At 71.6% G+C, this 12082-nt stretch carries 10 protein-coding genes; 6 read left to right on the forward strand and 4 right to left on the reverse strand.

Annotated features, from left to right (window positions below):
- Window positions 1-433 precede the first annotated feature (433 nt).
- The 6 genes from ACZ3OF_RS26980 (at window position 434) to ACZ3OF_RS27005 (ending at window position 6183) form a co-directional block, all read left to right on the forward strand.
- Complete coding sequence (locus ACZ3OF_RS26980; protein WP_361679389.1) at window positions 434-1117, forward strand: phosphoadenylyl-sulfate reductase; 684 nt, start codon at window positions 434-436, stop codon at window positions 1115-1117.
- The gene (gene cysD / locus ACZ3OF_RS26985) at window positions 1114-2025 is read left to right on the forward strand and encodes a sulfate adenylyltransferase subunit CysD (protein WP_361607861.1); all 912 of its coding nucleotides are present in this window, start codon (window positions 1114-1116) and stop codon (window positions 2023-2025) included. The genes ACZ3OF_RS26980 and cysD overlap by 4 nt, the downstream gene beginning before the upstream one ends.
- A gap of 8 nt (window positions 2026-2033) precedes the next feature.
- Entirely contained in the window at window positions 2034-3347 is a 1314-nt protein-coding gene (locus tag ACZ3OF_RS26990) for a sulfate adenylyltransferase subunit 1 (RefSeq protein WP_361679392.1), read from the forward strand.
- Window positions 3344-4435 carry an ABC transporter substrate-binding protein gene (locus tag ACZ3OF_RS26995; RefSeq protein ID WP_467307275.1) on the forward strand — a complete coding sequence of 364 codons (1092 nt, stop codon included), beginning with the start codon at window positions 3344-3346 and terminating at the stop codon, window positions 4433-4435. Before ACZ3OF_RS26990 ends, ACZ3OF_RS26995 begins: the two co-directional genes overlap by 4 nt.
- A 70-nt stretch (window positions 4436-4505) precedes the next feature.
- Window positions 4506-5303: an ABC transporter ATP-binding protein gene (locus ACZ3OF_RS27000; RefSeq protein WP_361679397.1), complete on the forward strand. Its 798-nt coding sequence runs from the start codon at window positions 4506-4508 to the stop codon at window positions 5301-5303.
- Complete coding sequence (locus ACZ3OF_RS27005) at window positions 5290-6183, forward strand: ABC transporter permease (protein WP_361679399.1); 894 nt, start codon at window positions 5290-5292, stop codon at window positions 6181-6183. The genes ACZ3OF_RS27000 and ACZ3OF_RS27005 overlap by 14 nt, the downstream gene beginning before the upstream one ends.
- 336 nt (window positions 6184-6519) lie before the next feature.
- Here ACZ3OF_RS27005 and ACZ3OF_RS27010 read toward each other — a convergent pair whose 3' ends face one another.
- The 4 genes from ACZ3OF_RS27010 to ACZ3OF_RS27025 form a co-directional block, all read right to left on the reverse strand.
- Window positions 6520-8172 carry a nitrite/sulfite reductase gene (locus tag ACZ3OF_RS27010; protein ID WP_361679402.1) on the reverse strand — a complete coding sequence of 551 codons (1653 nt, stop codon included), beginning with the start codon at window positions 8170-8172 and terminating at the stop codon, window positions 6520-6522.
- Window positions 8156-9490, reverse strand: a complete 1335-nt coding sequence (locus ACZ3OF_RS27015; RefSeq protein ID WP_467307279.1) for a hypothetical protein — start codon at window positions 9488-9490, stop codon at window positions 8156-8158. Before ACZ3OF_RS27015 ends, ACZ3OF_RS27010 begins: the two co-directional genes overlap by 17 nt.
- On the reverse strand, window positions 9487-11232 hold the full coding sequence (locus ACZ3OF_RS27020; RefSeq protein WP_361679408.1) for a hypothetical protein: 1746 nt from the start codon (window positions 11230-11232) through the stop codon (window positions 9487-9489). The genes ACZ3OF_RS27015 and ACZ3OF_RS27020 overlap by 4 nt, the downstream gene beginning before the upstream one ends.
- Window positions 11233-11381: 149 nt before the next feature.
- Window positions 11382-12053, reverse strand: a complete 672-nt coding sequence (locus ACZ3OF_RS27025; protein WP_361679411.1) for a response regulator transcription factor — start codon at window positions 12051-12053, stop codon at window positions 11382-11384.
- Between the last annotated feature and the right edge of the window lie 29 nt (window positions 12054-12082).

Here is a 12082-nt window from a genome sequence, read left to right on the forward strand (position 1 = left end):
AACGACGCCGTCTCCGAGGTGAACCTGTCACCCGTGAGCTGCATACCGTCACCGGAATCACCCGCGAACCGGATGATCACCCGATCGAGCCGGCGAATCTCCTTCCCCGGCTCCTCCGGACGCGTGCGCGTGCTCGGCCCTGTCTCGGACTTCATCTCCGCACCCTCAATCCCATGCCTTCGTCGGCGCCTTGTGCGGCCGATCGTGACAGGTGCCGCTTACCGTGCGCTGACGGACGCCTGAGCGTCACTCCACCGCACCCGTCCCGTACCACCGGACCCCGGCCCGTGCCGCTCCCGGGTCAGCGCCTCGTCAGCGTCGTGTACGGCGGCCCCGTTAGCCTGCGCCTGCCGTTCAGCAATCAGGTGGGTGCAACGCGCTCTTTCCCTGTCATTTCTCGGCGCTCACGCGAAGAGACATCGAGAGGCTTCGGATGAACGAACTCAAGGAACTCGCCACCCGGGCCGGGCGGGAGCTGGAAGAGGCCCCGGCGCTGGACATCCTGCGCTGGGCCGCCGACACCTTCGGCTCCGGCATGTGCGTCACCTCCTCGATGGAGGACGCCGTCGTGGCCCATCTCGCCGCGCGCGTACTGCCCGGAGTGGACGTCGTGTTCCTCGACACCGGCTACCACTTCCCCGAGACCATCGGGACGCGGGACGCGGTGGCGGCGGTCGGCGGCGTCAGGATGATCACCCTGCTCCCCCGTCGAACGGTGGCCGAGCAGGACGCGGAGTACGGTCCCGAACTGCACCGCCGTGACCCCGACCTGTGCTGCCGACTGCGCAAGACCCAGCCGCTGGAGGAGGGGCTCGCCCCGTACAGCGCCTGGGTGACGGGGCTCCGCCGGTTCGACTCGCCGCAGCGCGCCGAGACGCCGGTCGTCGCCTGGGACGAGGCGCGCGGCAAGGTGAAGATCTCCCCGATCGCACGGTGGTCGCGCGAGGACGTGGACACGTACATCGCCGAGCACGGGGTGCTGGTCAACCCGTTGCTCTCGGACGGCTACGGCTCAGTGGGCTGCGCCCCCTGCACCCGGCGCCTGCTTCCGGGCGAAGACGCCCGGGCGGGCCGGTGGGCGGGGAGCGCCAAGACGGAATGCGGGATCCACACATGACGACCGAGACAGACATACCGCTGCGGCATCTGGAGGCGCTCGAATCCGAGGCGGTGCACATCTTCCGGGAGGTGGCCGGCGAGTTCGAGCGCCCCGTCATCCTCTTCTCGGGCGGCAAGGACTCCATCGTCATGCTCCATCTGGCGCTGAAGGCCTTCGCCCCCGCTTCGGTGCCCTTCTCCCTCCTGCACGTCGACACGGGGCACAACTTCCCCGAGGTGCTCGACTACCGCGACCGCACCGTCGCCCGGTACGGGCTGCGGCTGCACGTGGCGTCCGTACAGGAACTCATCGACAGCGGGGAACTGCGCGAGCGGCCGGACGGCACGCGCAACCCGCTGCAGACCGTGCCTCTCGTCGAGGCCATCCGCACGCACCGCTACGACGCGGTGTTCGGCGGAGGGCGCCGGGACGAGGAGAAGGCGCGCGCCAAGGAGCGGGTGTTCAGTCTGCGCGACGAGTTCGGCGGCTGGGACCCTCGCCGACAGCGTCCCGAGCTGTGGCAGCTGTACAACGGCCGGCACGCCGCCGGCGAGCACGTGCGGGTCTTCCCGCTCTCCAACTGGACCGAGCTGGACGTGTGGCAGTACATCGCCCGCCACGACATCGAGGTGCCCTCGATCTACTACGCGCATCGGCGCGAGGTCTTCCTGCGGGACAACATGTGGCTGACCCCGGGCGACTGGGGCGGTCCGAAGGACGGCGAGCCGCTGGAGATCCGCACGGTGCGCTACCGCACCGTCGGCGACATGTCATGTACCGGCGCCGTCGACTCGTCCGCCGCCGACCCCGAGGCCGTCATCGAGGAGATCTCCGCCTCCCGGCTGACCGAGCGCGGCGCCACCCGGGCCGACGACCGCATGTCGGAGGCCGCCATGGAAGACCGCAAGCGCGAGGGGTACTTCTGATGCCGATCATGCCGACGAGGCCGAGCGGAACCGAGCACCGCTCCACCCTGCTGCGCTTCGCCACGGCCGGCTCCGTCGACGACGGCAAGTCGACGCTGGTCGGCAGGATGCTGCACGACTCGAAGTCGCTGCTCGCCGACCAGCTGGAGGCCGTGGAGCGGGCGTCCCTGGCCCGGGGCCAGGAGACGCCGGACCTGGCGCTGCTCACGGACGGCCTGCGGGCCGAACGTGAGCAGGGCATCACCATCGACGTGGCCTACCGGTACTTCACCACGGGGAACCGCAGCTTCATCCTGGCCGACACCCCCGGGCACGTGCAGTACACCCGGAACATGGTCACCGGGGCCTCCACCGCCGAGCTGGTGATCATCCTGGTGGACGCGCGGCAGGGGGTCGTGGAGCAGACCCGCCGGCACGCGGCGGTGGCAGCGCTGCTGCGGGTGCCGCACGTGGTCCTGGCCGTGAACAAGATGGACCTGGTGGGCCACGCCGAGTCCGTCTTCGCGGGCATCGCGGACGACTTCATCGGGTACGCCAGGGGGCTCGGCGTCCCCGAGGTGACCGCGATCCCGGTGTCGGCGCTCAACGGCGACAACGTGGTCGGCCCGTCGGCGAGCATGGACTGGTACGGCGGGCCGACGGTCCTGGAGCACCTGGAGACCGTGCAGGTGAGCTCCGAGCCCGCAGGGGCGCCCGCCCGTCTGCCCGTGCAGTACGTCATCCGGCCCCAGACGGCCGAGGACCCCGACTACCGCGGCTACGCGGGCATGATCTCGTCCGGCTCGCTCCACGTCGGCCAGGAGGTCACGACGCTGCCCTCCGGCCGTACGTCGGTGATCAGCGCCATCGACCTGCTGGGGCAGCCGGTGCAGACGGCCCGCGCGCCGCAGTCCGTGACCGTGCTGCTCGCGGACGATGTCGACATGTCGCGCGGGGACCTTCTGGTCCCCGCCGACCAGGCCCCGGCGCCCTCGCAGGACATCGAGGCCACGGTCTGCCACCTCGCCGACCGGCCGCTCGTCCCCGGTCAACGAGTGCTGCTCAAGCACACCACCCGTACCGTGCAGGCGGTCGTGAAGGAGCTCGTCAGCCGGGTGACGCTCGATCCACTGTCCCAGCACGGCTCCCCGGAGCGGCTGACGGCCAACGACATCGGCCGCGTCCGGATCCGTACGGCCGCTCCGCTCGCCCTCGACCCGTACGCGGTCTCCCGCCGTACCGGATCGTTTCTGCTGATCGATCCGGCCGACGGCACCACGCTGACGGCGGGCATGGCGGGCGAATCGTTCGTCAGCCTGGCCCCCTGGGAGACCGGCGCATGAGGCAGGTCCGGAGGCTGGGCGCCGTCCTCGCGGGGCTCGCGCTGTGCACCACGCTCAGCGCGTGCGGCTACGGTTCGCAGCGCGTCGGCACCACCGCGAGGGTGGCGCCGGCGGGCGCCTCGCTCTCCGCCCCGGAGGTGCGGATCGGCTACTTCCCCAACCTCACGCACGCCACCGCCCTGGTGGGCGTGCGTGAGGGCATGATCCAGAATGAACTCGGCGGTACGAAGCTGTCGACGGCGACGTTCGGCGCCGGGCCCACCGCGATCGAGGCGCTCAACGCCGGTTCGATCGACCTCGCGTGGGTCGGCCCGTCACCGGCGATCAACGGATACACCAAGCTCGGCGGCAAGGGCCTGCGCATCGTCGCGGGGGCCGCGTCGGGCGGCGTCAAACTGGTCGTGGACCCGAAGAGGATCCGTACGGCGGCCGATGTGAAGGGCAAGCGGATCGCGAGCCCCCAGCTCGGCAACACCCAGGACGTGGCCCTGCTGCACTGGATCGGCGAGCAGGGCTGGCAGGTGGACCCGATGTCGGGGCGCGGCGACGTGTCCGTCATCCGTACCGACACCAAGATGACGCCCAACGCCTACAAGTCCGGTTCCATCGACGGGGCGTGGGTGCCCGAGCCGACCGCCTCGCTGCTGGTCGCCCAGGGAGCGCGCGTCCTCGTCGAAGAGGCGCGGCTCTGGCCCGACCGGCGGTTCGTGACCACTCACCTCATCGTGTCGCAGCGCTTCCTCGACCAGCACCCCGACGTCGTCGAGGCGGTCATCGAGGGAGCGGCGGCCGCCAACGCGTGGATCGCCGCGGAGCCCGAGAAGGCCAGACAGTCCGTCAACGAGGCCCTGCGCGAACTGACGGGGAAGCCGCTGCCCGCCGAGATCATCGAGTCGGCGTGGTCCTCCCTCACGTTCACCGACGACCCGCTGGCCGCCACGCTCGGCGCCCAGGCCGCCCACGCCACCGAGGCGGGCCTCCTCGACCGACCCGTGCTGCGCGGCATCTACGACCTCGGCCCCCTGAACAGGGTCCGCAAGGCCGCGGGCAGGCCCCCGCTCGACGATGCCGGGCTCGGCACGCCATGAGGGACGACGTCATCGCTGCCGTCCGCCCGTCCTGCACCGCACCCAGGAGTTGACTCGAGTGCATCCGACAATGACCACGGACCACGTCGCCGCGCCCGGTGCGGCCTCCCTCGCACCCCGCGGGCCCGCTGTGCGCGTGGCGGGGGTCCACAAGACGTTCCGCCGTGCCGAGGGCGTGCAGACGGTGCTCCAGGACATCAACATCGATGTCCAGCCCGGCGAGTTCGTCTGTCTGCTCGGGTCCTCCGGGTGCGGCAAGTCCACCCTGCTCAACGTGATCGCGGGTCTCGACCAGCCGTCCTCGGGAGAGATCGAGGTGCCCTCCGGCCGGCCCGCGCTGATGTTCCAGGAGCACGCGCTCTTCCCGTGGCTGACGGCCGGCAGGAACATCGAACTGGTCCTCAGACTGCGCGGTGTCCCCAAGGCCGAACGCCGGACCCGGACCGAGGAACTCCTCAGCCTGGTACGGCTCCAGGACGCGTACGGCAAGCGGCCCCACGAGCTGTCCGGCGGCATGCGGCAGCGCGTCGCGCTGGCCCGCGCCCTGGCGCAGGACTCCCAGGTCCTGCTGATGGACGAGCCGTTCGCCGCGCTCGACGCCATCACCCGCGACGTCCTGCACGAGGAGCTGACCCGGATCTGGGAGACCACGGGGGTCTCCGTCGTCTTCGTCACCCACAACGTCCGCGAGGCGGTCCGGCTCGCGCAGCGCATCCTGCTGATGTCCTGCCGGCCCGGCCGGGTGGCCCACGAATGGAAGATCGACCTGCCGCAGCCGCGCCGCCCCGAAGACCCGGACGTGGCCACGCTGTCCGTGGAGATCACCGACCAGCTGCGCGAGGAGATCCGGCGCCATGCCCGAGACTGAGGCCCGCGCGGCGGAGGCCGAGCGACGCGACGACGCCGACCTCGCCCGGCTGGAGGCGGGCCTGGACTCCCTGGAGACCAAGCCCGAACGCCGGGACTCCGTCGGACGGAAACTGAGACGGACGGTGGCGCCGCCACTGCTCGGCATCGTCCTCGTCCTGACGGTCTGGCAGACACTGCACATGACCGGTCTGGTGTCCGAGGACCGACTGCCGAGCCCCGCGGCGATCTGGGAGAGTCTGCGCACGCTCTGGCTGCGCGGCACCCTGTTCGACATCGTCTGGACCAGCCTGGAGCGCGGCCTCCTCGGCTTCCTGGCCTCGGTGGCCATCGGTACGCCGCTGGGACTGCTCGTCGCCCGGGTGCCGCTGGTCCGGGCGGCCGTCCGGCCGGTCCTGTCCGGACTCCAGTCGCTGCCGTCGGTGGCGTGGGTACCGGCGGCCGTCATCTGGTTCGGCCTCACCGACGGCGCCATGTACACGGTCATCCTGCTCGGCGCGGTCCCGTCGATCGCCATCGGTCTCGTCTCCGGCATCGACCAGGTGCCCCCGCTGTACCTCCGCGCGGGGCGCGTCATCGGCGCCACAGGTCTGCGCGGCGCCCGCCACATCCTGTTGCCGGCGTCCCTGCCGGGCTACACGGCGGGGCTCAAGCAGGGCTGGGCCTTCTCCTGGCGCTCCCTCATGGCGACCGAACTCATCGCATCCTCCCCGGAGCTGGGCATCGGCCTCGGCCGCTACCTGGAGAACTCCCGAGAGAACATCGACATGCCGGGCGTCTTCCTCGGCATCCTGCTCATCCTGACGGTGGGCGTGCTGATCGACCTCCTGGTCTTCAGCCCCCTGGAGCGCCGCGTGCTCCGCAACCGCGGCCTGGCCTGACGGGCGGGGCCGCCCCTGAGCCCGGAGGCGGGCTCGGTGCCTCATCCACGGCGCGGGAGCCGCGGTGCACTCGATGCACCGTGCGGCCCGCGTCCGCCTCCGGCCCACCTGTGTGGGGACGCCGAGACCCCCGTACCTCCTCGTGAAGAGGGAGTACGGGGGTCTCGGCGTCCCTCTCGTGCACGTCGCACGCCGCCTGCCGCCTTGCTCCTCCCCACGAAGCCGACGCGCCGCTTCCCTCTACGGCGCCGGCGCGCTCTCCCTCGTACGACGAAGGTGCCCGCGGTCCACCTGGGCGGGTGGGCCGCGGGCACCTGGGAGAGGCGGGGAGTGGTGTCAGTCCTGGCCCGTGTGGGTGCGGACCGCCCACTGGGCGAAGGTCTCCGACTCGTCCTTGCGGCCGTCCTGGTAGCCGCGGGCCAGGTTCTCGACGAAGTCGGGAAGGTCGGTCGCCGTCACCTTCAGGCCCCGGGGCTTGTGGCCGAGGGCCGCCTCGTCGTCCTTGGCGAGGGAGAGGCCGCCGCCCAGGTGGACCTGGAAGCCCTCCACCTGCGTGCCGTCGGGGCCGACGACGATCTGGCCCTTGAGACCGATGTCGGCGACCTGGGTGCGGGCGCAGGCGTTGGGGCAGCCGTTGAGGTTGACCGTGATGTCCGTGCTCTGGCCCGCGAGCCGTCGCTCGAGCTCGGCGACGAGCTCGGCGGCCCGGTCCTTCGTCTCGACGATGGCGAGCTTGCAGTACTCCAGGCCGGTGCAGGCCATCGTGGAGCGGCGCCACCGGGAGGGGTGGACGATCAGGTCGATCGTCTCCAGGTCGCGGACGAGCGGCTCGGGGTCCACCACGTCCAGGACCAGCAGCTTCTGATAGGGCGTCAGGCGGATGCGGCCGGAGCCGTGGGCCTCGACGATGTCGGCGAGCCGGGCCAGCCGGGTGCCCGACACGCGTCCGACGACGGGCGCGGCACCGACGTAGTACCGCCCGTCCCGCTGCTCGTGGACGCCGACGTGGTCGACCGGGGCCGCCGGCAGGACGGGCTCGGGGCCGTCGACGAGCGGCCGGCCGAGATACTCGGTCTCCAGGACCTCGCGGAACCTCTCCACGCCCCAGTCGGCAATGAGGTACTTCAGCCGGGCCCGGTTGCGCAGCCGCCGGTAGCCGTAGTCGCGGAAGAGCCCGGCGACGGCCGCCCAGACCTCGGGCACCTCGGCGAGCGGCACCCAGGCACCGGGGCGTTCGGCGAGCCGGGGGGAGGTGGAGAGTCCGCCGCCCACCCAGAGGTCGAAACCCGGTCCGTGCAGGGGGTGTTCGACCCCGAGGAAGGCGATGTCGTGGATCTGGAAGGGCACGTCCGGCAGCCAGCTGACCGCGGACTTGAACTTGCGGGGCAGGTTCGACAGCGAGGGGTCCCCGACGTGCCGGTCGACGATCGCGCGGATCGCGGACGTGGCGTCCAGGACCTCGTCGGGGCTGATCCCCGCGACGGGGCTGCCGAGCACGACCCGGGGGCAGTCGCCGCAGGCCTCGGTGGTCGAGAGCCCGACGGCCTCCAGGCGGCGCCAGATCTCGGGGACGTCCTCGATCCGGATCCAGTGGAACTGGATGTTCTGCCGGTCGGTGATGTCGGCGGTGTCCCGGGCGAACTCGGTGGACAGCGCGGCGATCTCCCGCAGCTGCGCCACGGAGAGTTCGCCGCCGTCGACGCGTACCCGCATCATGAAGTGCTCGTCCTCGAGCTCCTCCGGTGCCAGGGTCGCGGTGCGCCCGCCGTCGATGCCGGGACGCCGCTGGGTGTAGAGGCCCCACCAGCGGAGCCGGCCGCGCAGGTCCTCGGAGGGGATGGAGGCGAAGCCCTCGCGCGCGTAGATCTGTTCGACGCGTTCGCGCACCAGCAGCGGATCCTCGACCGCCTTGAAGCGCTCGTTGTCGTTCAGGGGCTCCCGCGAGCCGAGCGCCCACTGGCCCTCGTCGCGTCTACGCTCCCGGGTCATCGTTGGTCCTCTCCTTCAGGGGGCCGCTGATCGGCGAGATCATTCCCGAGGGCAGCCATTCCGCCGTCTCGCCTCCGCCGTGTCGGTGCCCGACGCTCTGGCCCTTGCCGTCCGCGGAGACCATGCCTCCGGGGACGTACGCGACGGAGACCGCGAAGAGCCGCGGTGCGGGTTCGGGCTTCTCCTCCCGTACGCGCTGCCAGGCCTCGTAGCCGCCGCCCGACGGGTACGCGCCGGGCATCCGGGCCGTGAGAGCCTTGACGTACTCCATGGCCTCTGCCCGCCTCGGTGTGTACCGCAGCGGGATCAACTGGCCCGCGCCGGGCGTGATGACGGACCGGGCGAGCAGCCAGGGGGCGAGGTAGACGCCCTGGGCGAGGGTCCGGCCGCTCTCGACGGCGAGGGTCGCGTCCGTCGCGCCGGGCCAGCCGGTGGTGACGATCAGGGGCTGGGTGGTGCGGCCGGGAGCGGTGACGTCGATGCCCTCGCGGGCGGCGGCCGCGCGGACCGTGGCGGCCGCGGACCTGCCGCGCTCCGAGTCGTCGGAGACGAGGCCCACGGAACGCGTGCCGCGAGCGGCGAGGAAGTGGACGGTGGCGCGCAGCGCGGTGGCGTCCCGTTCGGCGAGCCGGTCGGACGGGCAGGCGGTGAGCGGGGCCCGCTCGCCTGCCACGAGGGCGCCGAGGGCGACCTCCGCGCACTCCGGCCCGTCGGTGGTGGTCAGGGCGGCGAGCGGAGCCTGGGCCGTGCTGCCGGTGTCGACGGCGAGCTCGCCCGACGCGCCACCCGCGGAGATCCGCAGGGTGCTGCGGCCCTCGGGGAGGTCCACCGGAATCCAGGACTGGGCGCTGCCCGGCCGCCGTTCCCCGGGCCGCAGGGTGGCGGCGGCGGTGCCGGCCCGCGCGTTCTCGGCTCCGACGGCGACCAGGTTGGGGCCGGGCCGTCCGGGGACGACGAGGACGCCGACCTGCTTCCCGCCCAGGGCGAGGGTCCGCAGGACTGGCGTGCCCGGCGGTGTCCGCTCGTCCGCGGCGAGGGTGTCGTCGGCGGCGAGGTTCCCCCGGTCCCTGTCCCCCGAACCGAGCGCGGCGACGGCGACGAGGCCGAGCGCCACGGCGAAGACGGTGAACGAGACGCCGAGGTATCTGCGGGGCAGCAGGTTCCGCCGCGCCATGATCAGCACCACCGCGATGCCGATGACGGACGCGACGGCGATCGGCACCAGGGTCTCCCCCGGCGCCGCCCCGTCCAGCGCGGCCAGGTGACCGCGGCCCGGGGTAAGGGCCGCGGTCACCTGGGTACCGATGGATCCGGTCACTTCAGGACGCTGTCACTGACGGTGAACAGGATGCCGTGCGGACGGGCCGGACCGGTCTCGCCGTGCGGCCAGGAGGTCCGGTCGAAGTCGACGCAGGGCTTGCCGCTCCGCTCGTCGCGGAACGACCTGTCCTGCTTCAGCTTGCCCTTGCGGTCGAGGTCGTACATGCAGACCTCGTGGTTGCCGTCGCCGCTGAAGGAGCCGGCGATGAAGTAGTTCGAGGTGGCGAGACGGCGGATCTGCTTGGTCTCACGGAACTTTCCGCCGTACGTCTGCTCGAAGTTGTCCATCGCGCCCCAGTGCGGGCCGCCGTCCGTGGTGTCACGGATCGGCATGGCGGAGGTGACGGCCGGGCAGTCGCGCTCCAGGCCGCCCTGGTAGACCTCCTTCAGCTTGTCGATGTTGCACTTGGGGTCGTCGCCCGCGGCCAGCAGCTTCTGGATGTCGAGCACGTAGAGCATGCCGGTGGTCTTGTCGAGCGGCTCGCCGTACGCGGTCGACTGGCCCATCACCGTGTGGAACAGGTAGCGGTCGTCGGGGCTGACCATCAGCCAGCTCGCGGCGTCGCCACCGCCCGTGACGTCCTTCGGAGCGCCCGCGGCGCGGTACGCCGTGGTGTCGTCGAAGACCTCGCGCCACTTCGGTTCGGGCACGGTCACGTCCGGGGCGTAGAAGACCGCGCCACCGAGCATGGAGGAGGCGAACGCTCCCTTGTGCTTCTTCTTGTTGGGGAGCGCGGGCTCCATGACGACCCGCGACTCGTGCCACATCGCGGACTTCTCCAGGCCGGCGCGCGGACCGTCGGGCATCTTGCTGACGGAGAGCAGCTTCGGGTTCTGGCGGTCCTTGATGTCCCAGACACGCACCGTCTGGCGCGCGAGGTTGGCCTGGTCCGGCAGCTTCGGGCTCAGGAAGTGGCGGGCCTCGACGAAGTCGCTCGCCACCATGATGTTCTTCTCTTCGCTGACCATGATCCCGTGCGGGTTGGCACAGGTGGCCTTCTTGAGCGCGGGCACGTTGCCGCACTGCTTCGGGTCCTCGCCCTCGGCCAGCGCGGCCGGGATCTCGGCGAGGGTCTTGCCGTCCTTGTCCATCCGCACGATCTGGCCGGGCGAGCCGGCCGCGCCGTTGCCCTCGCGGACCTCGCCGTTGGTGTACGTGCAGGGGCCGGGGACGTCCGGTCCGCCGAGGTAGCTGGCGTACGCGGTGCCGTCACGGAGCACCTGGAAGGCGTCCGGAGCGGTGCCGCACGGCGTGTCGACGGTCGAGTTGACACCGGCCAGGCTCAGGGCGGGCAGCTTGCTCGTGTCGAAGACGAAGACCGTGTCCTGGAGCAGCGCCCCGGCGAAGAGCCGGTCACCCTTGTGCCACACGTACTGCATGTGGTGGGCCTCGTTGGCGAGGTTGGGGCCGAGAGTGACGGTGTTGACCACTTCGCCGTACGTCGGCGAGTTGCGGGTCGCGTCGACCACCGCGAGGAAGTCCGGCTTGGCGGGGTCGGCGGAGCCCGCCCAGGTCAGGAGCCATTCCCGGCCGCGGCCCTGGGCCGCGGGCAGCATGTGGTTGGTGGCCGTGTAGGTCACACCGTCGGAGGCGGTGAACTTCGTGGTCACCCGCTCGGGCTCGGGGGACGCGGCGGCGCCTCCCGAAGTCGTCAGCAGGGCGGCGACCACGCCGACCGCGGTGAGGCACGCGGCCAGGCGGGATGTTCCGCCCGGCCGTCGGAGACTGATGCGTCGCACGTCGCGAACGCTCCTCTCACGGAGCTGTCTGGTGGGTCCAACTGGGCGCCGGTACCTTCGCAGAACTCGCTGACGTGCCACTGACGCCCCGATCGCGCGCGCCTCCGGCCGTTTCTCCGGTGGGGCGGGGGCTCTCGGGGCGTCCGGTTTCAGCTGTTGAGGAGCCACCCCGCGTCGCGGGCGATGCGCACGGCGTCGGTGCGGTTACGCGCGTCCAGCTTGGCGACGACGGCCGTGATGTAGTTGCGAACGGTGCCGGGCGACAGGTGGAGCAGCTCGGCGATCTCGGCCGATTCCGCACCGGCGGCGACCAGCCGGAGCACATCGGCCTCGCGGGCGGTGAGGGGGCTCGGTTCTCCCTCCCAGGCCGCGAGAGCCAGCTCCGGGGTGATCACGCGCTCGCCGGCCATGACCCGTCGGACGGCGTGGACGAGCTGCTCGGCCGGAGCGTTCTTGACCATGTACCCGTCCACGCGGATGTCCTGCGCACGGCGTACGACGTTCGGCGCGTCGAGCACGGTCAGGACGAGGATCCGGCATCCGGAGAGCTGCTCGCGCAGCCGCTCCGCTCCGGTGAGCCCGTCGAGACCGGGCATGTTGACGTCCAGGATCGCGATGTCGGGCTGCGTCTTCTCGGCTACTGCAAGGAGGTCCTCCCCGTTGCCGACCTCCCCGACGACCTGAACGTCGTCCTCCAGTTCGAGGAGAGAGGCCAAGGCCTCTCGCACCATCTGTACGTCCTCTGCCAAGAGCACACGTATCACGCACACACCCCCGCGATGTCCCCGACCCGGCCATACCAGGGGGCGAGTTTCGCACATTCGTGTGCGTCATGGCGTGAACGGCGCGG

Source organism: Streptomyces sp. NPDC022552, from assembly GCF_055561875.1.

What these genes read in the sequence shown, in the direction of transcription:
- ACZ3OF_RS26980 (WP_361679389.1), top strand. Translation starts at nt 434, where the DNA reads ATGAACGAACTCAAGGAACTCGCCACCCGGGCCGGGCGGGAGCTGGAA.
- cysD (WP_361607861.1), top strand. Translation starts at nt 1,114, where the DNA reads ATGACGACCGAGACAGACATACCGCTGCGGCATCTGGAGGCGCTCGAA.
- ACZ3OF_RS26990 (WP_361679392.1), top strand. Translation starts at nt 2,034, where the DNA reads ATGCCGACGAGGCCGAGCGGAACCGAGCACCGCTCCACCCTGCTGCGC.
- ACZ3OF_RS26995 (WP_467307275.1), top strand. Translation starts at nt 3,344, where the DNA reads ATGAGGCAGGTCCGGAGGCTGGGCGCCGTCCTCGCGGGGCTCGCGCTG.
- ACZ3OF_RS27000 (WP_361679397.1), top strand. Translation starts at nt 4,506, where the DNA reads ATGACCACGGACCACGTCGCCGCGCCCGGTGCGGCCTCCCTCGCACCC.
- ACZ3OF_RS27005 (WP_361679399.1), top strand. Translation starts at nt 5,290, where the DNA reads ATGCCCGAGACTGAGGCCCGCGCGGCGGAGGCCGAGCGACGCGACGAC.
- ACZ3OF_RS27010 (WP_361679402.1), bottom strand. Translation starts at nt 8,172, where the DNA reads ATGACCCGGGAGCGTAGACGCGACGAGGGCCAGTGGGCGCTCGGCTCG.
- ACZ3OF_RS27025 (WP_361679411.1), bottom strand. Translation starts at nt 12,053, where the DNA reads ATGTGCGAAACTCGCCCCCTGGTATGGCCGGGTCGGGGACATCGCGGG.